This window comes from Sulfurimonas sp. HSL1-2, from assembly GCF_039645565.1.
Taxonomy (GTDB): domain Bacteria; phylum Campylobacterota; class Campylobacteria; order Campylobacterales; family Sulfurimonadaceae; genus Thiomicrolovo; species Thiomicrolovo zhangzhouensis.
The window spans coordinates 2,147,273-2,171,292 of sequence record NZ_CP147914.1; the positions used below are offsets into that span (position 1 = coordinate 2,147,273).

The window sequence follows — 24,020 nt, forward strand, 5'->3', positions numbered from 1 at the left end:
AAGCACTAGTTTAACTGATTTGCAAGCCACTCCTCGGGGGAGATCCCGGCGTCAGAGGCAGCCTGTAACATCTTTTCGTATGTTCTTGTCGGAAAGTAGCCGACAATACGTACACTGTCGCCCTCTTTTTGCCGCATCGCATCGTAGACATTTTGCATCTCATAACGTTTGCTGTGAGGAACATAGGAGCGAAGCGATTTGTACTCTATGAGTTCACCGTTTTTAAACACACCGCTGACGCGGGCGTACACCCAGTAATAACCGTCATCTTTTCGGCGGTTCTTAACGTATCCCTCCCATGCTTTACCTGCTTTGAGCGTCTCCCACATATGACGGAATGCGCTCTTGGGCATATCGGGGTGGCGCAGAATATTATGTGGCTGGCCGACCAGTTCCTCCGGAGTATAACCGGAAATGTCGGCAAAAGTATCATTCGCATACGTGATGATGCCTTTGAGATCCGTACGGGAGATAATAAGCTCGTCTTCCGGCACTTCAGTCTCGCGGAACATCGCAAACGACGTCTGCATATCGGCTCCTTTTAAAGCTTCTTCTTCAGATCGCCGTTGTACTGGATATCTTTATACCTGGCATCGGGATCATCGAGCCATTCAGGTATATCCGTTCCTTCGATCTCCAGTTTGTCCCGCTCTTTGTCCAGCTCATCTTCACTGTAGGCAAATTGCATATCGGCGGCGACAACGTGCGGCATTTCCTGAATCGTAGTCAGCTTTTTCACCTCTTCTTCAACCCCATCACCTTCAATTGTGACAATGATGCGTCCCTTTTCGTCATGGAAGTGATAATCACATACATCCGAAGCTTTGAGCGCTTCGACCAACTCTTCGACAAATTGCGGTGTCGTCTGAACGACAATACTTGAAATGTTCATGTTCATCTCCTATTTGATGGTTTCAATGTCCCAGTAAAGGATTCTGGTCTCTTCGGCCGATGAGAAAAAATGGTCTTCATCCACAAATGCGAAATCCGTCAAGGTTGCCGTATGCCCTTTAAGCTCAGCCAACTTTGTCCGACCCGCTATGTCGAAAAGCGCTACATCGTTTTCAACGGTTGCCGCGAATATGCCCCGATTTGCCGAAGGCGTCAGCGCTGCGGCATAGATTAGGAAATCACCCTCCATGTAGTAAGCCGTGCCATCCGGTTTATAGACGGCACAGCGGCGGTCCTGCCCCGCGGTGATGATGACGCCTTGGCGATAATCCACCTTGTATATATTGTCAACGTTCTGTCCACGCAGGAGTTTCATATGGGAAAAGTCCGATACCCTGAAGACATTGACATCCCCGCTTTCATCCGCAGTGACGACCGTCTTGCGGTCCTCGCTTAGCGTCATGTCCCCGAATGCGGATCCGCCGCTTTCCTCATCCTTGATCATTCGGCGGTAAACAACTTCTTCGGTACTGATCCGATACAGAATGATTTCAGAACTCAACAGCCCCAGAAGCATATGGTCTTCGTCAACAAGCACCCCTCTCTTTATCGGAAGGGCATCGCTGCTGTCAATCACTTTTTTCAGTTTTTCATTTTGATAAAGGTAAACGTTGCGATAGCCTGCCTTCCCTTCGGAGACCAGCATCAAAACATCACCGAGTTTGTCGATCGAATATATTTTTGCCGGGATTTCATCTCCCATAAAATCAATGATATTCGGAATCGTAATGACGGCCTGCTTTTTCCTGCCTGCGATGTCGAAAACATCGACCTTGCCGCCGTAGGTTGCGGCATAAAGCTCACCGTTCTCGACAAGGATGTCTGTCACCAGCCCATCTGCCGTCAACGCTGCAGCCGGACCGATTTCCCGACCGATCAACAGTGCTGCCGACAGCATGAAAAGCAGGCTGATTTTTTTCACTCGTTCCCTTTAAAGAATGTCGTCTCAATGGCTTCAGACGGGCACCTGCCGATGCAAAATCCGCACGATGTGCATCGGGAGGCATTTATTTCCGGCTTGTAAAGCCCTTTGAAATCGATCGCATTGTCCAAGCAAGGTTCTTTGCATGAAAAACACATCACTCCCTGCCAACTAACACATTTTAAAGGGTTGATCCTAACGGCAGCATGAATGGGTTCTTCCGCATGGGAAAGCACCCCGGGGCTACAGCCTTCCAGGCACGCTCCACAGTAGGTACAGCCACCCTTGGAAAAGTCAAGATGAGGAGTACGGTCTTTACCGATAATGATGATATTCTCTTCGCACGCATTGCTGCACATTCCTTCGCATTCAGGACAAGTTTGCCCGAAGCGCGAAAGATCCGCCGCGTAGGGAGGCCTGATCTGCTTCCCTTTATTCATAACGGCGGCACCGAGTGCACCGAAAAAACCGCGGCGGCTGATGTCAGACACGTTATTGCACCCCTACGTTAAGGACATCAAGCAGATCGGACTTGTTCTTCATCGTCTCATCCTGATAATCGGGTTTGAACGTGTTGGCAACTGCCGGCGCGATATTCGCCTGCGGCGCATGGCATTGGGAGCAGTTAAAGCGGCCTTGGTAAAGGTGATCAGATTTCTTTACGATCATTTTGAAATCACCTGTATTGTCAACCTCTTTCCCCTCTTTTGTGATCTTGCCGTCGGCGGCCAACGATGTATCGGGCCGGAAGTTGGCAAAGTGTGAAGCCGGAATTGGCGTTGCCCCCATCGCCTCTGCGATATCCGGCATATGACAGCCGAGGCAGGCATTGTTCTCCTTGGTAATCGGCAGAAGGCCCTCAACGTCATGCGGGATCATCGGCGGCGCGTTGTCGTAGGCGCGCTGAATCCGCTGTGACGTTCCAGGAGCCTCCGCGGAATAATCCGCCATCGCCGGTTTCGTTCCCTGCTCCGTATAGAGATCAGTCTTCCGAAGCCCCAGGGACTCTTCCGATACCGTCGGTTTCACTTCGGCTGTCTTCGCCGGCTCCACACTATTGCTGCATCCAATCATCAGCAGAGCAGCTGCAATGCCGCCCGTTATCACTCTCATTTTCATGACTTCTCCTTTGCTTGTTTCGCAAGCTTGCGAATTGAAAAGTTCAGTGCATCATCCTCACAGACTTCAACACACCTTCCGCAGTTTGTACACTCACCCATCACTACACTTTCGCTGCTTCTCGCAACCATATGCAGCACCTCTTTTTCAGGGCATATCTCTTTGCACTTCATACAGGCCGTACACTTCTCCGCGTCATGGAAGACCCGGATCAGAGAGAAACGACTGATCAGCGAATAAAACCCGCCCAGCGGGCAGATATGACCGCACCATCCGTGTTCATGGACGAACAGGTCGAACAGAAAGATCACCAGAAGTGCTGCACCGCCGAACCCCATACCGAACACGATGCCGCGATGCGCCATCGAGATCGGACTGATCATTTCAAACGCTGCAACGCCTGTCAGCGCAGAGAGTATCAGGGAAATCCCGAGTACCCAATAACGCATGTTCCGGCTCATATAAACCCGCTTCTGCACCTGGGATATCCCCAGTTTTCTCCGTGTCCAGTTGGCCGCGTCCGTGACCATATTGACCGGACAGACCCAGCTGCAAAAAGCCCGTCCGCCGATCACGGCGTAAAAAACAAAAATGATCACCGCTCCGATGAGTACGGTCGTTGAAAGCGCCGCACCCGCCGAGAGCATCTGCAATACCGCGAACGGATCGGAAAGCGGCACACGCTGAAGCAGCAGTGACGCACTCAGATTTCCCTGCAGGATTGCCGTGTATCCGTACCAGTTGGCCGCACCGTAAAGCGTCAGCAGACCGACCTGGAGCATCCGGCGCAAAATCAGATATTTCATTCGAGCAGATCCCCCATATCGTTCAGCGAATCGATCGCTTTTTCCTGACTGCGTTCCGTTACCGTCGTGCCGCCTTTAGCCGATTTGACGCGTTCCTGGTCCTTTTTATCCCAGCCTTTGACGTAATGACTGCCGGCATGTCCTTCGACAACACCTCTCGGTAGGATGGTAATCGCCGCCTTTTCCGTAACGCAGGCATGTTCGCACATCCCGCAGCCTGTACAGACGTCTGGGACAACAACCGGTTTTAAATAGGCATGTTTCCCCGTCCGTTCATTTTGCTCATATTCCAGCTTTATGGCCTGGTCCATTAATGGACAGGCCCGATAGCAGGCATCGCACTGGATTCCCCAGAAGGCGATGCAGGCCTTCGGATCGACGATGGCAACCCCGATGTCGATCTTCTTGATGTCCCAGAACATCTCTCCCTCGAAGTCACTTTGAACTTTGTTTGCGTCCAGCGCGCCCGTGGGACAGACCGGGACACAGGGGATGTCTTCACACATATAGCAGGGGATCTCCCTAGGGGTGAAAAACGGTGTTCCCATCGGTAATGTATCACCGGGAGCTGCCAGCTTGAGCGTATCGTAAGGACACCCCTCGACACAGAGGCCGCATTTGATACAGGACTTCAAAAAGTCGGCTTCATTCTGCGCGCCGGGAGGACGCAGCACCAGCGGTGCCGCTTTGACTTCTTCCACATAAGCAGTCCATACCAATGCACCCATCGCGCTGAGGCCTACACCCCGCGCCATGGTCAGAAGAAATTTACGACGGTCGCTCAGCTGTTCGTTTTTCATTGCTCTCTCGTTATGCTTTCGTGATCTTGACCGCGCATTTCTTGAAGTCTGTCTGTTTTGACATCGGACACGTCGCATCCAGACAGACTTTATTGATGAAGACCTTTTCATCAAACCACGGTACGAACACCAGGCCTTCCGGCGGACGGTTACGGCCGCGCGTCTCTACGCGGGCCTTCACCGAACCGCGACGCGATTCGACGTTGACAAGTTCGCCGCGCTGTACACCGCGTTTCTTGGCGTCATTCGGATGCATGTAACAAAGCGCTTCCGGTACCGCACGGTACAGTTCCGGTACACGCATCGTCATCGTACCGGAGTGCCAGTGCTCGAGCACACGGCCGGTTGCCAGCCAGACATCGTATTCGCTGTCCGGCATTTCCGGTGGATCCATGTAAGGACGGGCAAAGATTTTTGCCTTGTTCTCAAGGCTTTTTTTCTCCGCGACTTTGACGCCGCCCAGGTCGCCGTATGGCAGCGCCTTCGCCAGCTTTCCGTAGAACGCGTGCGTGCTGTCCGAACCGGACTTGGCGACCGCTTTGGCCGCATATGGATCGTATTTGACATTGAAGCGCCACTGCGTCTCTTTCCCGTCGACGACCGGCCATTTCAGGCCGCGGACCTTATGATAGACATCAAACGGTGCCAGGTCGTGGCCGTGCCCGCGTCCGAAGTCCGCATACTCTTCAAACAGGTATTTCTGAATGAAGAATCCGTAGCCCTTGAAGACCTCTCCGTCGGAACCGACAACGTTCCGGCTGTCACCCAGACACTCAGAGTTGTCGAAACCGGCCTGAACTGGGTCTTTGTCATCCAGTTTGTATGAACGGGCCTTGTCATTCGCAAACAGGATGTCGAACATCGTCGTATCTTCGTTATAGCCCATTTTTTTGGCTTCCGCGATGACATCAGGCATTTTCGTGCCATCACGCAGCGTCGATGCGCCCCAGAGATCTTTGACGGTGAACCGTTTGGAGAGTTCGACCCACTGCCAGGTGTCGGACATCGCATCGCCGACCGGGAGCACCTGCTGACGCCAGTGCTGTGTCCGGCGTTCGGCGTTACCATACGCCCCCCATTTCTCGTAAATCATCGCCGAAGGGAGGATCAGGTCCGAGACCTTCGCTGAAATACCCGGATAGCCGTCGGATGTCACGATGAAGTTGTCCATTTCGCGTGCGGCCTTGATCCAGTGTTTCGCACTGGCGGAATCCTGATAAGCATTACAGACGCTGACCCACGCGAATTTGACGATACCATCCTCGATATCGCGGTGGATTTTCATGATGTGCTGGTTCCCGACCGGGTTGAGCGTCCCTTCCGGAATCATCCATTTATGCTCGGCGATCTTGCGGTGCGCCGGATTGGCGACCATCATATCCGCCGGTAAACGGTGACAGAATGTTCCGACTTCACGCGCCGTGCCACACGCTGAAGGCTGGCCCGTCAGCGAGAAAGCGCCGCTGCCCGGTAACGCCTGCTTGTTCAACAGGAAGTGGACGTTATACGAAAGCGTGTTATCCCAGGTACCGCGCGTATGCTGATTCATCCCCATCGTCCAGAAAGAGACGACTTTGCGCCCTTTCTCAATGTAGAGATCTGCCAGCGCCTTGAGTTTACCTTTGAAGGCCTCGAGATCCTCATTCGGGTCACCCTTGACAATCTTCGCAGTGTAGTCAAGTGTATACGGCGCGAGGGATTTCTTGTATTCTTCAAACGAGATCTCCCAGTGTGCCAGGGTACCGGGCTGATTATTCATAACTTCGCCCTCTTTATAGCCGTAAGGCTCCAGGGCCGGTGCTTCCTTGGCAGAGACGGGTTTGCTCATCTCTTTTGAAATCGTCTCCATCTCAAGATCGGTGTATTTGCCCTCTTTGACCGATTTCTCGTCACTGCGGCGCATACCGTAGCCGATGTTAACCGGACCTGTCGCAAAAATGATATTCTGTTTGACGAAGTCCCAGTCAATCGCTTCGGGATGGTTGTAAACGATCTCGTGTGCAATGTAGTTCCACAATGCAAGGTCCGTGTTTGGCGAGAAAATAATCTCGATATCCGCCAAGTCGGATGTTCTGTGCGTGTAGGTCTGAATGGAAACAACCTTGACACGGTCGGGATCGGAGAGCTTGCGGTCTGTGACACGCGACCAGAGGATCGGGTGCATTTCCGCCATGTTCGACCCCCAGGCTACGACAGTGTCCGTCAATTCGATATCGTCATAACAGCCCGACGGTTCATCGATGCCGAACGTCTGGTAAAAGCCGACGACGGCCGATGCCATACAGTGGCGGGCATTCGGATCGATCGCATTGGAACGGAATCCCGCCTTCATCATTTTCTGTGCCGCATACCCTTCCATGACTGTGTACTGCCCGGAAGCGAAGTTGGCAACGCCTTCCGGGCCGCTGTGCGCAAGGGCTTTGCGGATATTTTTTTCCATTTCATCAAAGGCGCGCTGCCAGCTGACCGGCGCGAACTTGCCGTGCTTGTCGAACTCCCCCTTGCTGTTGATGCGCAACAGCGGTTGCGTCAGACGGTCGGCACCGTACATGATCTTCGCGTTGAAATACCCTTTAATACAGTTCAACCCGCGATTGACAGGTGCCGCGGGGTCTCCTTTGACCGCGACGATCCTCCCGTTCTTGGTCGCGAGCATGATCCCGCATCCCGTACCGCAGAAACGACATGCCGCCTTGTCCCAGCGCCAGTCTTTCTGGGCATCTGTCCCCGCGGCCTCGACATCTGTCGGAATCGTCATTCCAATCGCGCTCGCTGCCGAAGCGGCCGCTGCACTCTTGAGAAAACTTCTTCTGTCCATACCCATCGTATCCTCCTTGTTGATTACCGATGGCCGCCGTCTGCAAGGGAGAGCGTCTATCAGCTTTCAGGTTACGTTATCATTGTATCGGGACAAGTTGTCAGGTGTCTTTGACCTAAGTCAAGAAAGCATTGCATCGGATTCACCCACGCGGTTTTGGTTCTGTTTTGGTGACGATGCTGTTGAGGTTTTCTTGCAGTTTTGTCAACAGTCTTGATGTGCCGGAGAGCTCTTCAAGCGTCTGGATGACGATATCTTCACTTTTATCTATTGTACGATCAATATCTTTTTTGGATGCCTCATCTATCCCTAATCCCTCAAACTCCTCATCCATAGTTTCAGTGACAGTGGCCAATTCATTAGCAGCCTGTTCGGACTCATGGATCGCCTGCTGGGCATGCTGAAGTATCGTGTTGATCTTGTCCACAAAATGACTCATATGCATCGATGCCTGAGAAAGCTCATCGGTCTGGACCGTCTCCATTGTCGGTTCGTACCGTACCGTCTCTTCTGAAAGCTTCAACGAATCCGCCATCGACCTGGAACGGTCAAGGAAAAGCTCGAAGTCTCCCTGGATCCTTCGTGTCAGATACACGGCATACACCATAAAAAGCAAAGCGATCAAGCTTGCGGCATATTGGAAATATTGTAAAAAGGCACGCTGCTCTTCCGAATAGGCACTGTAGGCTGCTACCGCAGAGTCCATAGTCTCAAGCAAAACAACATTAAGTTCCTTGATATGCAGCACGGCTTCATTGAGCTGCTTCTGCTTTTCCATCAGTTCAAACATATAGGTGGAATATTTCTGCCACTGTTTATCATTTTCAATCAGCAGTTGATGCAGGTCAGGCCGCTGGTACCAGACCCGGTTCTCCTCAAACCGCTTGAGCGTGGCACCGTAGAGCCCGTACGCCTTCTGGAACTGCGTAAAATAGTTGGCATCTCCTGTGATCAGATACTGTGTCGCACTGAAACCGATACGCTGTGTCAGCATGCGCTGTCGCCCCGCATCGTCAATGACCGCTCCTTCAAGCCCTTCAACGACCATCTGCTTTACCACCCGGTCCGAGATCATCAAGATCGCCTCGTTTTCAGAAGGGAGCGACTCTTTCAGTTTGTTCGTCTCCGCCAGAAGCTCTTGGAATCGGACTACATGATCATCAAATGTTTTCCAAAGTGAAGAGACCTGCAAAAGCCTTTCCGTAATGCACTGCTTGGGTGGTGCATATATCCCTCGTTCCGGGGCGCCGTTCATGAGATCTTCCAGGCTTGCATCGAACTCGGCACGAGCAGTATCAAGCGCTTTAAAGTTTCCCTCGTTACGGTTTTGGAGCCATAGCACCTCTTTGGCGATCTGCTGCGTCAGCATCCGTTGCTTACCCGCGATATTGATCACCACGGAGTCCTGTTTTGATGCGTGGTTGATATACACAGTGATACCGACAATTGAGGCGATGATCAGCGAGAGCATGCCGCCGATCAGTTTGATTTTGGATGTAATGGTTCTCATCACGATCCTCTCTTATTCAAAAATTTCCCGCAATGTTGCTTCATCTTTCAAAACTGTTTCACCGTCAACAGTATCGATCATGCCACTGCGTGTCAGTTTTTTCAGAATGCGTGAAAGTGTTTCAGGCTGAATATTCAGCATATAGGCTATCTCCTGCTTCTTGAGCTGGTTGAAACTCCGAAGATCGTTGATCAGCATAAAGGCGACTTTCGCCGTGCCGTCAAACACGATCTCCCGGTTGATGATGCATTGCATCATTTTACTCTTCTTGGCGAACTCTTTCAGCAGTTTCAACATCAGGTTTGGACTGTTCATATACATCTGCTGAAAATGCTCAAAGTCGATAACCAGTACATCACTGTCAATGGCGAATTCCGCATTGGCAAAGCACCCGATACGGTCGAAATCAGTGATCTCTGATATCAGCGTATCGCTGAAAAGGTTGTACATGAACACTTCATTGTCGAACCTGTCTACCTTGTAGATCTTGATCAGCCCCTCTTTCAGATAGTAGATCTCATTGTGCTTCTCTTTTTCATAATAGAGAATCGCGCCCTTCGGGTATTTGCGCAGCGACACAATCTTTATGAGCTCCGCCAGCTCCTCTTGTGACAAGTCCGAGAATAAAGGAATGGTCTTTAGATATTCCTCCGTGACACGCTTGGTCATCGGCAGTGATCCTGATTCATAATACCTCCATTCTATCAAAAATATATATCAACCTATACACCCTTGTCCTTGACCTCGGTCAATGCATCATGCATATGGAAAAGACTATGATGTCCATAATACAAGCAAAAAAAGGATTTACCATGCTGCGCGACCAATTCGGCAGAGACGTGACCTATCTGAGAGTCTCGGTCACCGAACGGTGTAATTTCCGCTGCCAGTACTGCATGCCCGAAAAACCTTTCAGCTGGGTTCCCCGTGAAAATTTGCTCAGCTATGAAGAGCTCTACTCGTTTATACGCATCGGGATCGACCAAGGGATCACGAAAATACGTTTAACGGGGGGCGAACCTTTGACACGTGACGATCTGGACCACCTGATCGCCATGATCATCGAGTATGCACCAGATGTCGATATCGGGCTCACTACCAACGGTTACCTACTGGAACCGATGGTTGAACGGCTCAGCAATGCAGGATTGAAACGGATCAATGTTTCCCTCGATTCCATGCAAAAAGAGACATTGCATGCCATTACAAAAAAAGATGTTTTAGACAAAGTCAAGGCTGGGATTGAAGCCGCTGTACAAGCAGGCCTGAAAGTCAAGATCAACAGTGTCATCATGAAAAAGGTAAACGAGGATGAAGTCATTGCCCTTTTCGAATATGCCAAAGGGCTTGGGGCGCAAATCCGTTTCATCGAATACATGGAGAACAGTTTTGCCAGCAGCCATGTGCAGGGGCTGACAAGTGATGAGATTCTGGACATTCTGGGTAAGCATGTCAGTTTCAGCCCCGTGCTGATCGGCAGTGATGGTCCGGCGACACTCTATGAATGCACAGACGGGTGCCGTTTTGGAACGATCGAACCGCATAAACACGATTTTTGTGCCACTTGCAACCGCATCAGACTCACTGCGGAAGGCGATCTCATTCCCTGCCTGTACTTCGATGAGGCCATGAGTGTCAAAGATGCTTTGCGTGAAAATGATCTTGATCAGGCTGAACAGGTGTTGAGAACCGTCGTCTTCAACAAACCCGAAAAAAACCGCTGGAACGCCAATGACTCCGAAGTCTCGACGCGGGCGTTCTACCAGACGGGTGGATAAAGGCTCACCGACATGAATTACCCGACTTTTTTCGACCAGGCACCTACGATCACCCTTTATGATCCCCTCGCCGACCTGCTGGGTGCGATTGGTGACGGGATCATCACCTACAGCTACCTCGATGCCGTCAAGCTCGCCGGCCACTCCTGTCCGACAGTTGCCGGCGCGTATCTGATGGCGCTCAAAGGCATCGATGCCCTCTACCCGGACAGTGTCCCGCAACGGGGAGATATTGCTGTCACTATCCGGGGCAGCCGCGAGGAGGGAACAAATGGCGTCATCGGGAATGTTCTAGGACTCATCACCGGTGCAGCAGGTGACGAAGGATTCAAAGGGTTGCAGGGCAACTTTGCACGAAACGCACTTCTACACTTTCACCGTGTGCTGCCGGAACCAGTCATGATGACATGCAAGAGAACGGGAGACACAATCTATTTAAACTATAACCCTTCAGCCGCACCAACTGCGCAGATTCCCCCGGAACTGATGAAGGCTGTCGCCATGGGCACATCTTCTTTTGAAGAGAAGAAAGCATTCGGCCGCCTTTGGCAGCAGAACGTTGCGGCTATCCTTGCAGACCGGTCAAACCCCGATTTGATCACCATACATAAGGAGTAGCTGAATGATTACCGTACATTGTCTGGGCCCAATAGGCAATCTTGTCCTTGAAATAAAAGCTGCGAACCTGGCTGAAGTCGCAGACCAGATACGTTTGAACGAAACGATACGTCCTTGGCTGGAAACGTGTGCCGTTGCCATCAACGATACACTGGTTACCGCTTTGGACATGCCGCTGAAAGACGGGGACAGGGTCTCGCTGCTTCCGCCGGTATGCGGAGGCTGAAGATGCTGGAAATCCATCACGGACCACTAAACGTCCCGCTCATCCTCAAACGCTGGTATGAGGAAGAATCCCTTAAAAACTATGGGGCCTTTATCCCCTTTATCGGCACAGTCAGAGAAGAAAACGGCGTTGACGGCCTGAGCTTTGACATCTATGATCCGCTCCTGAACCGGTGGTTCACCGAATGGCAGCAAAGAGCGAAAACGAAAGATGCCCTCGTGAAAATGGCGCACAGCCGTGGCGATGTTCCCGTACACACGTCGTCTTATATTGCTGCCGTTTTCTCACCGAAGCGCCGGACAGCACTCGAAATGATTGAAACATTTGTCGAAAGCTTCAAGGCTAGCGCCCCTATCTGGAAATATGATCTCGTCAATGGGCGGCGCATCTATGCCGCCGACCGCTCCGCACCAATTGAGGGCAGTGGAATACTCGTCTAGTCAGCAGCTCTTTTTTCTCCGATAGCATCAATCTGACGCTGCAATGCACTTTTTTTCAGTTTTATGCCTTCCAACATCGGCAGTGTCAGGTCCGGATAGGCCCCGCCCATCCCTTTGCCATCACTGCCATGACACCCCGAACAGTTACCGGCATAATAGAGACTGCCCTCCTGAATGTATTCCGGATTGACGGGGCTTTTGCCCGCGATAGAGACAACATATGCAGCAATTATCTGAGCATCGGAAGGATCGGAAAAACCTGCTGCCATACTCCCGGCCGGAAGCCCAAGCACATCGGAACCTTGATTGATGACGTCCACGACATACCTTTCCAGATAAGCAGTGCTATCAATTTCATTGTATTCACGCTGCATAGCTATATAAGCTTTTCCCCTGCTGTCTTCTTTCGCCAGGGTATGGCTATTGCTATCGCAGGGTTCTTTATCCATGACAGGGTTTGATTCACATCCATGAAGCAAGATAGTCACAAGAGCGAAATAAACAGGGTAATGAATTTTCACCGTCTCTCCTTTATTAAAAGATCAAACTCTACCTTCCAAAGCATACTCCCCTTTTGGGCAAAACCCATTGACCCGCATCATGCATATCACCTGAGTAAAACAGGTAAAATAGTACCAATTCAACGAAAAAAAGACTCATATGGCAGGCCGTTAATATGGCGCTAACAAGGTGATGGAAAACTGTTATTCTCACTAAGGAGACGATATGGCGGACATCTTACTACTTGAGGACGATGTCACACTTGCCGAATCCCTTATCTTTCTACTTGAAGATGAAGGGTACGAGGTTTCTTGGGTCCGGGACGGCACTGCAGCTATAGATGCTACCGCAACCACCTCGTTCGATTTGCTGCTACTGGACGTCAATGTTCCCGGGACAGATGGCTTCACTGCCCTACGATCTCTACGTGACGCCGCAATCGACACCCCGGCCATATTCATTACCGCTTTGCAGGATATACGTTCACTATCACAGGGGTTTCAAAGCGGTGCCAACGATTACCTCAAAAAACCCTTCGATTTCGACGAACTGATGATCCGTATCAAAGCACTGATCCGGCAGTATTATCAAGGCATCCTTGAGACCATAGAAATAGGAGACCTTTCATTTCACATCGATCGCGGTGAACTGTACAGAAAGAGTGTATTCATCCCGTTGAGTGACTACGAACGTCGACTGGTCAGGCTTTTTTTCAGGCACTCCGGCACCACATTGACAAAGGAGGACATCCTTTTTGAAACAGCGCATGGTGAAGAGGCCAGCGAAGGCGCATTACGGGTAAGGATCAACAAACTGCGCAAAATCGGCCTTCCCATTCAGACAGTAAAAAATGTAGGGTACCGGCTTGAAATCAAGTGAAAAAAGGGCTTTCTGGAAGTTTTTCCTCACCTACTTTATAAGTGTTGCTCTTCTCATCCTGACAGCAGGTCATTTCTACTATTCCCAGATGCAGCACCAACTGCTTGAAATGGAACATTTTTCCCTCATAGAGTACGCCAAACGGCTCAAAGTCGGCGAGAGCACTGAAGGTCTGGAAGGCTATACGCACCGATATGAGCAAAGAACATTTGAACATTTCAGCATCGACAATTTCAACCAAAGGAACGATCAATTCGAAAAATGGGTACCTGGCAATGAAAAAGGTGTTTATATCTTCATTACCAAGAACACCACGCATTTTGAAGAACAACGCAACAGGCTCTTTTTCGTTGTCGCCGGAACGCAGTTTCTTCTACTGCTCCTGTTCGCAATCATCAGCTTTATTCTCGCACGAAACGCTATCGCACCGCTGCAAAAAAGCATACGCGAGCTCGATCGCTTTGCCAAAGATTTGATCCACGATCTCAATACACCGGTAACATCAATCGGGCTGAACCTCAAAGCATTGCGCAAAGAACCCTTGCTGCATAATCATTCCGCACTGGACCGTCTTCAAAAAAGTGCTGATGCCATTTCCGATCTGCACAAGAACCTGAGGTATCTTCTACACGAGGGGTCCTATACGCCCGAGCTGATAGATCTTGAACAGATGGTTGATTCCCTGCTCGCGGAATATCGGCAGCTCTATCCTCACCAGCATTTTGAAGTAGCAATCCATGAAAGAAATGTTCAGGCAAACGCAGCAGCCCTGCGGCAGATTCTGGACAATCTGCTCTCCAATGCATGCAAATTCAGTGCAGATTCTGGCAAGATAACACTCACTTACAAAGATAAAAAACTGACAATTGCAGATGAAGGAATCGGGATCAAGCGTCCTGAACGTATTTTCGAGCGCAGCTACTCCGAGCAATACGGTAGTGGTATTGGGCTTGATATTGTCAAACGCCTCTGTGATGCCATGCAGGTCCACATCGATGTTCTTTCAACAGAACGCGGCACCTCGATCTCATTAACATTCCGCTAACAGCGTCATTCTACGATATCGCATTCCAATAGACAGTTGAATGCCGATGTTGTTTAAAAAACTTTTTTACCTCCTCTTGCCAATCAGTTCGCTCCTCTATGCAATGAGCATGGAGGAGACTGTTGCTCTGGGACTTACTTACAATCAGCAGCTTCAATCAGCTGACCTGCAGATATCGCTGGCAGATGAACAAAAGCGAGAAAGCGCATCAAGGCATTTCGGGAAGATCGAAGCAGTAGCAAATTACTCGCATTACAATACTCCCAGAACGCTTTTTCCGCTCACTCCCGCCGCCATTGCAACAGGTGCGTCTAAAATCGCGACAACCCAGGATCTTTTCTCGGCAGGGATTCACTACCAGGCTTCGCTATTCAGTGGATATGAACTGCAGGATACTGAAGCGGTCGCCGAGCTTCAAAGAAAGATTGCTTCCTTGAAATATCGTCTTGCGCGTGAAGAGCTCATTTTCACAATCCGCAGTGCATATATTGACGCCCTTGGCGCACAAGCCAATGCAAAAGCATGGGAACACTATTCCGAAGCAATGGAAACCCTCTATAGCGCTACGAAAAGAATGGTATCTCTCGGGAAAAAAGCGGAGGTCGAACTTCTAAAAGTCGATGCGGAACGCCTCGGCAGTGAAACCAATGCCGAGCTTTTCGCGGCTCAGAGAGAATCCATGGTCGGTCTTTTAACCGTACTGACCGGGGGAACCCGTCCTCTTATACCACTGGAAGATATTCCAATCGTTCCGTCCTTGCAATCCCTGAGGGATGCGGCAAGCTCTTCGCGGATACAGATCAACGATCTTCTCATTGACCAAACTGAGAAAAATGAGCACAAAAGCCACGCGTCCTCACTTCCGCAGGCGGGGATAGAAGGCTACTACGGCTACAGTTTCGGCCCCAATGACCCGACCAATCCATACAGCGGAAACTGGGAACATCAAGAACTTTGGAATATCGGCCTCAATCTGCAGTGGAACATATTGGATTTCGGGACCAGTTCAGCCAAGCAACAACAAGCCCGTATCCTGAAAATACAGCAAAAACATTCCAAAGCGCATACCGTACTACAAGTCGAGCAGGATCGCCGTGAAGGGACCATCAGTTTCAATACGGCAAAACGACGGTACGAACTGGCGAAAAAAGAGTATGCACTCGCACAAAAAACAGAGGAGATCGAGACGCTCCGCTACCAGGAGGGGGAGATCAGCATGAACGATTTCCTGTTACAGAAAGCGAAAACCCAAATGATACTGAGTGAAATGCTTTCATCGCGATATGCCCTTTTAAAGGCATATTACATCCTCGAATACCTCTATGAACAAGGAGATACACAATGAAAAAATACGTTTTCTTGCTTATCGCTCTCGCGTTCCTCATCTCGGGCGCATTACTGTTGCTGAACAGAAAAGCGGAAATTACCTCACTGCCAGTTCCGCAAAAACACATCGCCAATGTTGACATATTTACACCGGTTGACCGTGAGATTATCACTTCATATCCAACACTGGCCCATATCCAGTCAAAGCAACTCTCTAAACTCGCGACTCGCTACAGCAGTGTCGTCGTCGAAATACCGGTCCATGAGTCGCAACGAGTCAGAAAGGGCGACCTGCTTGTCCGGCTTGATTCTGGCGACGTGCAAAAAACAATTCGAGCACTCGAAGGCAAAAAAACAGCACTTGAGAGTGAAGTGGCAGTACTTTCAAAACGGTTTCATTCAGATGCACTCCTCTTCAAAGCCGGAGCCATATCCGAAGAACGCTATGATACTTCTCGCCTCTCGCTTGTAAACAAATCCGCCTTGTTGACAGAACTCGATGCCACTCTTCAAATACAGAAACAGCAGCTCCCCTATTACGAACTCCGTGCACCGTATGATGGAATCATCGGCACGGTTGATATAGAAATAGGGGATGTCACTGTACCCGGGAAAGGGCTTATAGAACTGCACTCGGAACCTAAAATCGCCCGAATCGCTTATCCAACAACCCTTTCCATACCCCAAAATGCCGCTGTACATAGCCATGGCATCTTTATTGGGAACGTCGTTTCCCGGTATGCCGACGCACCGCAGGGACTTTACGAGGCCGAAATTGCACTGGATCCGAAATCTGCATTTGTGCATGGAGAGGCTGTCCCGGTGGCAGTCGAACTTCAAAAGATTATGCATTGCAGTGTCCCGGAAAAAGCATTGTTCAAAAGCGGGAAGTCCCAGACAGTCTTGGAAAACCGCAATGGAGCATTTGTGCCGTTGGCAGTCGACGTGCTTGCGCGTGACGGGTCTTATGCAGCTGTAGAACCCTGCCCCGAAAGCAGTGTCGCTGTCGCATCTGCGACCAAATTAGCAGCGCTGGCCCTACAAAACAGCCACGAGGCGACAGAACATCCATGACATCGAATAGCTTTACGGAACGCCTGTTGCGACGTCCCTATTTTATATACTCATTCCTGGTGCTCTTTGTCTTTCTGGGACTGGTCGGCTACGGCAAGCTTGACCGCAAGCTCTTCCCCGATTCAAACTATCCGGAAATCGCTGTAGTGATCGCTTCACCCGGTACGTCTGCCGAAGATATGGCAGCCAATATCGCCGTCCCGGCAGAACGGAAGTTCTATACCATCGACAACGTCCGACGCGTGTACTCCTCAACGATTGACGAGGTTACAGTCATCCGTGCGGAATTCGAATATGACAAGGATTTGGACGACGCACTGAACGATGTCAGTGCCGCTTTCTCAAAAATCCGTGCAGTACTGCCGACGTCTATACAAGATCCGCAGTTCATTAAAATAACGGCTGCCACGGCCCCGATCGTTACTTATGCGCTGCATTCGAAGGATGATACGATTCCCTTGGAAGAGATCCGTCGTCTGGCGGAGCGTACAATCAAAAACCGCCTGCTGAAACTTCCAGGTGTTGCCAACGTTGATCTTTTTGGCGGACATGAAAAAAGCGTCCGGATTTCGCTCGACAGGCACAAGATGGAACGTTTCGGACTGAAATTGGACAGTGTCATAGGTGCACTCAAAAGCAATGACGCTGATTTCGCCATCGGCTTTTTGCAAAACGAGGAAACGCGTTATCTTCTGCGTTCAAGCGGGCAAAGAGAGGAAGTTGAATCGCTGAAGGCACTCCCCATCTCCGCAAACATTTCCCTTGGAGACATTGCTGAAATCAACTTCGGACACGGCGACAACCGCGCCCTCTATTATGGCAACGGAAATGCGGCGATCGCGCTTGCGGTACAGCGCAATGAAAACGCCGATGTCATCGCCGCTATCGAAACCGTCGAAAGAGAAATGCAGAAAATCGCAATTGAGTTCACAAACCTGCAGATCAGTGTCACGGATACACAGAAGGATACTATCGTACAGAGTACGACCAATATGTTCGAATCGTTGCGTGATGCGATTATCCTTTCGACACTCGTCGTTTTTCTGTTCCTCGGAAGTTTCCGACAGATTCTTGTCGTTATGGCGACCATCCCTCTGGTTTATGCCAGTACCGTCGCACTGATGTGGCTCGTCGGGATCGAGATCAACGTCGTTACCATGACGGCGATCATTCTTGCGCTCGGTCTCCTTCTGGATGATACGGTCGTCGTAATGGAAAACATCGAACGCCATTTTAAGACGCTGCACGACACCATTGATCAAGCCGTAATTACCGGGACAAAAGAGATAATGTTCGCCGATCTTTCCGGCACGATCACTACCATGATCGCCCTTTCCCCGATGCTTTTTGTCGGCGGCTACCCGCAAACCGTATTCCAGCCGCTCGTCGGTACGCTTCTGCTTGCTCTGGTCGCCTCCTACATCATCTCCATTACCGCGGTCCCGCTACTCTCTTTGAAAATATTGGCCATAAAGCATCCACGGCTGGAAAGAAGTGAAGCTATATTTAACCGCTTCATCATGCGTTTCAATGACCATGTCCAATACTTTTTTGCCTCTGCAGTCAAACTCGCCCTTCGCTCAAAGCTGGCTGCGATCGGTTATGTCATCGTACTGGTTTTGCTTTTCATCATTAGTGCTAGAGGTGTTATGCCGACTGTCGGGCGTGAACTGATGCCGCCTATGGATACGGGTGCGCTCAAAGTAAATATGATCATGGATGCGAACCTCCCCATCGAAAAGAGTGAAGCTGTCATACAGCGCGTCAATACCATTCTTGAAAGCAGCGGGGAACTGCGCTATCTCTCCGCGTCAATCGGTTCTGAAGCAGGTGTTCTCAGCATCGGCAGCGGAGGCAGCGAAGACCAGCTGTCCGTCACGGCGACGTACGTTGACCGGTTCCATCGTGAAGAAAACATCTGGGAGATCGCTCGCCTGATTCGATCAAAACTGCAAAAACTGCCCGACGTCAAACAGTTTGACGTCGTCGATTTTGGCGCAACGGCGCTTGCGAATATCCGCGCCAATGTCGATGTTACACTGTTCAGTGATGACCTGAATGCGCTCGTACAGGCTGGTGATCTTGTCGCAAAGGCACTGTATCAGACGCAAGGGCTGGTATCTGTATCAAAAACCTGGGAACGTGACAAGAAGGTCTTCGACCTGAAGCTCGACGAGCGAAAAGCACATTATTACGGTACTGACCGTGAACAGATTGCATCTCAGCTGCAATCACAAATCTATGGTTCCGCTCTTGCTTCAGTACCGGAAAGCAATATCGAGGATTTAACAGTGTGGATTCAGCTGAAACCGCACCAGCGGGCTTCCTCAATCCAACTTGCCAGTTGGATTATTGATACGCCAAAAGGCAAAATCCCTCTTGGTGCTGTCGCTGAAGTTACAGAGCATATCGGTCCATCCCTGATTACGCGTGAGGGGCTGCAATACACACTCAATATTTACGGATATCGCGAAAAAGCAGCCATCTCTCACATTATGGATTCCCTGGAAGCGGCTCTCATGAAAATCACTCTCCCTGAAGGTGTCACGATGGAGCAGAGTGGTGATATCAAGCAGTTCAAAGATTCTGCAGGACGGATGGTCGTCGCCATAGGGTTTGCAGTTATCCTGATTTTACTGACACTTGTTGTTCTTTTTGAGTCCCTGAAGCTTTCTTTCATTGTAGTCCTTTCCATCCCGCTGACAATCATAGGAGCATCGTGGATGATGCTATTGATGCACTACCATACTTCTATGCCCGCCATGATGGGCTTTATTCTGCTTTCGGGTGTCATCGTCAATAACGCGATATTACTGATCCACTTTGCAAAAGAGAGGATGATGGCAGGGATGAATGCTGCAGAAGCGATGCTGGAGAGTATCCGAATCCGGACCCGACCGGTATTAATGACTGCTTTTGCCGTCTCGGCAGGAATGCTGCCCATCGCCGTGGGGAATGCCATAGGCCTGGAACGGCTTGCTCCACTGGGTGCCGTAGCAATCGGAGGTCTGATCGTCGGCACATTTCTAACACTGCTCTTTATTCCACTGGTTTTTATATGGACCCAAAGCAAAAAGGCACAGGGCTGATGTTTTTCATTTCGTTATAATAATTGCAAACCGAAATGACGTATCAGATACGCAAGAGAGTGAAGTTACGATTATCCTATGAACCCATTAAGATCACTGCCACTTTTTGAAGATCTCAACGAGGAGACCTTCTCAAAACTGACCGAAATCGCAAGACAATGTAGATTCCGAAAGGGGGAAATACTCTTTTTTGAAGGAGACGCTCCGAATGATCTGGTGGTCCTGACCAAGGGAATCCTGAAGCTTTTCAAAACCTCCAGCAGCGACAAAGAGATCATCCTTCATCATTTTACGCCCGTCTCATTGGTGGCAGAAGTCGCCGTGCTGCATCGCATCCCCTACCCGGCCACCGCCGTGTTCGAAGCCGACAGCGAGGTGCTCTTGATCAACTACGACGCTTTCGAGTCAATGTTTCTCAGCAATCAGGAACTTGCCCGTGTTCTTCTGCTTTCACTTAGTAAGAAAATACGTATGCTTGAATCAGTCATTGAACGTGGCCTGGTCATGGACGCATCCGAACGCGTTATCAACTTTATCCGGAAATCTCCTGAGCTGCTTAAAACAATGCGTCATTACGAAATTGCGAATATTCTGAACCTGACACCGGAGACCTTCTCGCGAACACTCAAAAAGTTGCAGCATGAAGGTAAAGTCGTCAACAGTGTGGAGGGGTGGGAGGTTCTCCCATAGAAGACACTCCTTTACGCCGCAGCGTAAAGCTCCTTTTCGCGGGCGATCAGCAAATCGCCCAAATAGAAATATGCCTCTTTCCAAGCTGTAAGCACCTCGTCGGTAGCAGCATCACCAAGTACATCCTTTACGGCGCCCAGCAGTGAAACACCGACCATCGGATAATGTTCCGGCTTCACACCGGTACGCACATGCGCCTGCGCCATCTTATCCAGTGCATCACCCAGGATATCGAGGCGCTCGATATTGGCGGCATATGCGCCAACTGCCGCCGCCAGTTTTTTGTGCTGATCAGGAGAAGCATCGCTAAACAGTGCTTTCGTCTCCGGATGGGACTCAAATAAGATCTCGTACATTCTCGCCGTAATCGCCTCTGCATTTTCTGCGACCGGTTTTGCGGTTGCTTTTACAATCTCAATTGTCTCTTTTGATAGACTCATGTCAAATCCTTTATATGTCAAAATGTAGCATCGATGTTTGATGATTTTATCAGTGATGGCTGTATTTTTGTGCAATAAAATTGTATATATTTTATGCTATAATCTTAATATTTTCTTAAAAAATGCCAAGGGAAAGCCTGGCGCGAATGTCAGTTGTTGAAGTTAAAAAATGATGGGCACCGTCCGACAGATAAGCATTTAACTGCAAGGGGCCTAGCCCCTATGCAGCACCTTGCTGAAATAGATTTTTCTCGTTGTATCATAGAGAATGACCAATCCTCCAAGTATCATCGTACCGTCTGGAAGAATGCGGAACCACATCCATCCGCTGAGCGCCTCTATCGTTTCACGGCTGCGTGCTGCGTAATAACCAAATTCATGTGCAGTTGACGTCTGTTCAAATCCTATGATCAATGTCGGCAGCGCATAAAGCACCACCCCGACGGTCAACAGCCAAAATCCCCAAAGGCTAGGCCGATCATCCCATTCAAGATTCTTTGCCAGTGCATTGGCGCGTGCCGTCATATAGATAAACGCTATCGCTATGTATCCGAAGGCCCCGAGCAGTGCCACATGCCCATGCGGCATGATCAAGTAGGTGCCGTGAGAGTAATAGCTGATTGTGGGCGTATTGATGACCATACCCAAAAAGCCAGCACCAAACCAGTTTAGAAATGCCGAACCCGCAAGCCACAGGAATGGTACATTGAAGACGAATTCCTTTCCAAGGCTCTTAATATGACTACGCTCTTTGATTGCCTCAATCATCAGAAGCGCTAGCGGCAGCGGCTCCATCGCCGAAAAGATGCCCCCTACAGCAATCCAGTATTCGTCAAGTCCCTGCCACCAGTAGTGATGTCCGACCCCGAGCGTACCGCTCATCATAATCAGTCCAAGCTCAAAAAGCATCACGCGTTCTGCCGTACGTTTCGAAACCAGCCCAAGCGCTACGGTCAAGAATGCCAACACACCCGCTGCGAAGAGTTCAAATGTCAATTCTACCCAGAGGTGAACAACCCACCATCGGTAATAATCGTCAACAGTGTAGTTAGGCATGATATCTGTTAATGGCATCATCCCCGCGATATAAAGTGTTGCAATTCCGAAAGCCGACCAGATAATGGTTCCGACCAACAAATTATTTTTACGGGCCTTGCGAACAGTAGAGTAGACCATACCGAACCAAAGTACGAGACCGATAACAAGTCCGATATCCCAGACCCGTCCCAAATTAAGTAGCTCTCGCCCTTCGTTTCCGAACCAGAACCAGACATCACGCATCTGGCCGGTCGCACCAAGATATATCCCTATAAGACCGCCACCGCCGACAACTAGCAAGGCAACCCATAACACGTCCACGAGTCTGGGGAATTTCAGGTCTTCTCCGCCGACAAGCGGCGCGATCAAGAGACCGCCCACCAACCAGCCAACGGCTACCCACACAATGGCGAGATTGGTATGCAGCGCACGCATGACATTAAACGGAAGAATGTCCTGGGATAGAATAAAGTTTTCCGTCGGATCAACATAAATATGTGCCAAATACCCGCCGAGGACAAGCTGAAGCAGGATAAAGAGCGCCACTATCGGGACGTACTTGAGAAGTTTTTCCTGCGATGGAAACAGCTTCGTGATCTTAAGCGCCGGCTCGAGATGTTTCTCTTCATCCGCTTCGCCTTTGAACAAAAATTCGTATGCCAGATAAATGACACCGATCGTCATTGCCCACAAGATCAAAAATTCCCAAAGTGAATAAAAATGCGATACCCATTGAACATCCTGATCAATGAGCGGTTCAGATGGCCAGTTATTTGACCAGGTCCGGTCCGTACCCGGGCGCAAGGAAGATGCGACTAATTGCGACCAGTCGACAAAAGCGGCAATTTTTTTCGCTTCATCTTGGCGGATAACGCCCGCACGCCATGCGCGTTCATGGTCACCGTTGACAAGAAAGTTCACGAGGTAATCTACGTTATGTTCATAGGCTTTGGCCGAAGCCTCCGTATAAACAACACCTGCTTCATCAAGCAATGTCTGTTTTTTGAAGTCGCGTATGGTACGTGCTTTTACACCAGCCAACTCCGTATCATCAAGTCTATCCAATGGCTTCCCGAACAATGAACGCGCATAGGACCTATATAGTGATTCAGCCCGCTTATGCATAAACTCCGTCGAGAAATCCGGACCGAGATAGGCACCCATACCAAGCAGCGTGCCGTAATCCATTAAATCAAACTGCTGAAAGTAGCCTTTGCCGGCGACGACGTCATCATAGGTATAAAGTACTTTTCCGCTCTCGCTGACCACCTGTTTGGGAATCGGTGGCACCTCTTTTTGCAATGTAGCCGTGTAATAAATCAGTATCGTGACCATGAAGGTACCGATAATCCAGAAAAAAGCATACAAACTCTTTCTGCTCATCAGTTTTTCCATAAACGATGTTTCCATCATCAACTCCTTAAATCATACCTTTAGGTAGTATTTAATGGAACTATAATGCTTTGCCAATTTCACTGCATTGATATCGATCAAGATCGGGAATGTTTTATCTAGGAGATACTGCTAAGCGTTGTTTCTTGAAGCATTCTGCGGATCTGCTCTCTGGGCTTTGCCCATTGCTCATGAAGAGCACACGGTTTATCTGAATCACACCTGTCACGGCCCATGATACAGTTGACGTAATTATATCCAGGCTCCACAGCTTCAACAATGTCGCTGAGCATGATCGTTTCGGCCGAACGCGAAAGACGATATCCGCCCTCTCTTCCCTGCTCGGTGATTACCAGATTGGATCGGTACAGCATTCGAAGTGTTTTGGAGGTATATTGAAATGGTATGTTCAGGCGTTCATGCAATGTCTTCACACTGACAACACTTTTTGCACTGGCGAGCTGGGCCATGATAGACAATGCATATTCAGCTGTTTTACTCAGTTTCATGGTTTCTGATTATACCGAAGAGATTCACCTGCATATAATCTTTTTGCTT

The 24,020-nt window shown here is 49.8% G+C and carries 24 protein-coding genes; 10 read left to right on the forward strand and 14 right to left on the reverse strand.

The window, feature by feature from the left end; translation table 11 throughout:
- Positions 1-5 precede the first annotated feature (5 nt).
- The 10 genes from WCX18_RS10990 to WCX18_RS11035 all read right to left on the reverse strand — a co-directional run bounded on the left by WCX18_RS10990 (position 6) and on the right by WCX18_RS11035 (position 9,595).
- A complete protein-coding gene (locus tag WCX18_RS10990; protein ID WP_345987767.1) occupies positions 6-530 on the reverse strand; it encodes a PAS domain-containing protein in 525 nt (174 codons plus the stop codon).
- Positions 531-541: 11 nt separating this feature from the next.
- A complete protein-coding gene (locus tag WCX18_RS10995) occupies positions 542-892 on the reverse strand; it encodes a chaperone NapD (RefSeq protein WP_345984796.1) in 351 nt (116 codons plus the stop codon).
- 9 nt (positions 893-901) lie between these two features.
- Positions 902-1,873: a hypothetical protein gene (locus tag WCX18_RS11000; RefSeq protein WP_345987770.1), complete on the reverse strand. Its 972-nt coding sequence runs from the start codon at positions 1,871-1,873 to the stop codon at positions 902-904.
- Entirely contained in the window at positions 1,870-2,313 is a 444-nt protein-coding gene (locus WCX18_RS11005; RefSeq protein ID WP_345990808.1) for a ferredoxin-type protein NapF, read from the reverse strand. The genes WCX18_RS11000 and WCX18_RS11005 overlap by 4 nt, the downstream gene beginning before the upstream one ends.
- Positions 2,314-2,365: 52 nt before the next feature.
- On the reverse strand, positions 2,366-2,992 hold the full coding sequence (locus tag WCX18_RS11010) for a nitrate reductase cytochrome c-type subunit (RefSeq protein WP_345984798.1): 627 nt from the start codon (positions 2,990-2,992) through the stop codon (positions 2,366-2,368).
- Positions 2,989-3,798 (reverse strand): quinol dehydrogenase ferredoxin subunit NapH, encoded by an 810-nt coding sequence (napH, locus tag WCX18_RS11015; RefSeq protein ID WP_345984799.1) that lies wholly within the window; start codon positions 3,796-3,798, stop codon positions 2,989-2,991. The genes WCX18_RS11010 and napH overlap by 4 nt, the downstream gene beginning before the upstream one ends.
- Positions 3,795-4,598, reverse strand: coding sequence for a ferredoxin-type protein NapG (napG, locus tag WCX18_RS11020; protein WP_345984800.1), 804 nt, complete (start codon positions 4,596-4,598; stop codon positions 3,795-3,797). Before napG ends, napH begins: the two co-directional genes overlap by 4 nt.
- Before the next feature lie 10 nt (positions 4,599-4,608).
- The gene (gene napA / locus WCX18_RS11025; protein ID WP_345987772.1) at positions 4,609-7,422 is read right to left on the reverse strand and encodes a nitrate reductase catalytic subunit NapA; all 2,814 of its coding nucleotides are present in this window, start codon (positions 7,420-7,422) and stop codon (positions 4,609-4,611) included.
- 136 nt (positions 7,423-7,558) lie between these two features.
- Positions 7,559-8,926, reverse strand: a complete 1,368-nt coding sequence (locus WCX18_RS11030) for a type IV pili methyl-accepting chemotaxis transducer N-terminal domain-containing protein (RefSeq protein ID WP_345987774.1) — start codon at positions 8,924-8,926, stop codon at positions 7,559-7,561.
- A gap of 12 nt (positions 8,927-8,938) precedes the next feature.
- Entirely contained in the window at positions 8,939-9,595 is a 657-nt protein-coding gene (locus WCX18_RS11035) for a Crp/Fnr family transcriptional regulator (protein WP_345987777.1), read from the reverse strand.
- Positions 9,596-9,738: 143 nt separating this feature from the next.
- Here WCX18_RS11035 and moaA point away from each other — a divergent pair, with 143 nt between their 5' ends.
- The 4 genes from moaA to WCX18_RS11055 are packed head-to-tail and all read left to right on the forward strand — an operon-like array spanning position 9,739 to position 11,988.
- The gene (gene moaA, locus WCX18_RS11040; RefSeq protein WP_345987780.1) at positions 9,739-10,704 is read left to right on the forward strand and encodes a GTP 3',8-cyclase MoaA; all 966 of its coding nucleotides are present in this window, start codon (positions 9,739-9,741) and stop codon (positions 10,702-10,704) included.
- Between the two features lie 12 nt (positions 10,705-10,716).
- Entirely contained in the window at positions 10,717-11,322 is a 606-nt protein-coding gene (locus WCX18_RS11045) for a hypothetical protein (protein WP_345984805.1), read from the forward strand.
- A gap of 4 nt (positions 11,323-11,326) precedes the next feature.
- Positions 11,327-11,548, forward strand: coding sequence for a MoaD/ThiS family protein (locus tag WCX18_RS11050; RefSeq protein ID WP_345984806.1), 222 nt, complete (start codon positions 11,327-11,329; stop codon positions 11,546-11,548).
- Positions 11,549-11,550: 2 nt separating this feature from the next.
- Positions 11,551-11,988 carry a molybdenum cofactor biosynthesis protein MoaE gene (locus WCX18_RS11055; protein ID WP_345987782.1) on the forward strand — a complete coding sequence of 146 codons (438 nt, stop codon included), beginning with the start codon at positions 11,551-11,553 and terminating at the stop codon, positions 11,986-11,988.
- Here the strand turns inward: WCX18_RS11055 and WCX18_RS11060 are convergent.
- Positions 11,985-12,509: a c-type cytochrome gene (locus WCX18_RS11060; protein WP_345987785.1), complete on the reverse strand. Its 525-nt coding sequence runs from the start codon at positions 12,507-12,509 to the stop codon at positions 11,985-11,987. The genes WCX18_RS11055 and WCX18_RS11060 overlap by 4 nt on opposite strands.
- A 205-nt stretch (positions 12,510-12,714) precedes the next feature.
- Here WCX18_RS11060 and WCX18_RS11065 point away from each other — a divergent pair, with 205 nt between their 5' ends.
- The 6 genes from WCX18_RS11065 to WCX18_RS11090 all read left to right on the forward strand — a co-directional run bounded on the left by WCX18_RS11065 (position 12,715) and on the right by WCX18_RS11090 (position 20,592).
- Positions 12,715-13,368, forward strand: a complete 654-nt coding sequence (locus WCX18_RS11065; RefSeq protein WP_345987788.1) for a response regulator transcription factor — start codon at positions 12,715-12,717, stop codon at positions 13,366-13,368.
- Positions 13,355-14,413 (forward strand): HAMP domain-containing sensor histidine kinase, encoded by a 1,059-nt coding sequence (locus WCX18_RS11070; protein ID WP_345987790.1) that lies wholly within the window; start codon positions 13,355-13,357, stop codon positions 14,411-14,413. Before WCX18_RS11065 ends, WCX18_RS11070 begins: the two co-directional genes overlap by 14 nt.
- Positions 14,414-14,453: 40 nt before the next feature.
- Positions 14,454-15,758, forward strand: a complete 1,305-nt coding sequence (locus WCX18_RS11075; RefSeq protein ID WP_345987792.1) for a TolC family protein — start codon at positions 14,454-14,456, stop codon at positions 15,756-15,758.
- Complete coding sequence (locus WCX18_RS11080) at positions 15,755-16,813, forward strand: efflux RND transporter periplasmic adaptor subunit (protein WP_345987794.1); 1,059 nt, start codon at positions 15,755-15,757, stop codon at positions 16,811-16,813. Before WCX18_RS11075 ends, WCX18_RS11080 begins: the two co-directional genes overlap by 4 nt.
- Complete coding sequence (locus tag WCX18_RS11085) at positions 16,810-19,902, forward strand: efflux RND transporter permease subunit (protein WP_345987796.1); 3,093 nt, start codon at positions 16,810-16,812, stop codon at positions 19,900-19,902. The genes WCX18_RS11080 and WCX18_RS11085 overlap by 4 nt, the downstream gene beginning before the upstream one ends.
- Positions 19,903-19,980: 78 nt before the next feature.
- On the forward strand, positions 19,981-20,592 hold the full coding sequence (locus tag WCX18_RS11090) for a Crp/Fnr family transcriptional regulator (RefSeq protein WP_345987798.1): 612 nt from the start codon (positions 19,981-19,983) through the stop codon (positions 20,590-20,592).
- A gap of 11 nt (positions 20,593-20,603) precedes the next feature.
- Here WCX18_RS11090 and WCX18_RS11095 read toward each other — a convergent pair whose 3' ends face one another.
- The 3 genes from WCX18_RS11095 to WCX18_RS11105 form a co-directional block, all read right to left on the reverse strand.
- Positions 20,604-21,032 (reverse strand): globin domain-containing protein, encoded by a 429-nt coding sequence (locus WCX18_RS11095; protein ID WP_345987801.1) that lies wholly within the window; start codon positions 21,030-21,032, stop codon positions 20,604-20,606.
- Positions 21,033-21,245: 213 nt separating this feature from the next.
- On the reverse strand, positions 21,246-23,483 hold the full coding sequence (locus WCX18_RS11100) for a cbb3-type cytochrome c oxidase subunit I (protein WP_345987804.1): 2,238 nt from the start codon (positions 23,481-23,483) through the stop codon (positions 21,246-21,248).
- A gap of 98 nt (positions 23,484-23,581) precedes the next feature.
- The gene (locus tag WCX18_RS11105; RefSeq protein ID WP_345984817.1) at positions 23,582-23,971 is read right to left on the reverse strand and encodes an Rrf2 family transcriptional regulator; all 390 of its coding nucleotides are present in this window, start codon (positions 23,969-23,971) and stop codon (positions 23,582-23,584) included.
- Positions 23,972-24,020 lie beyond the last annotated feature (49 nt).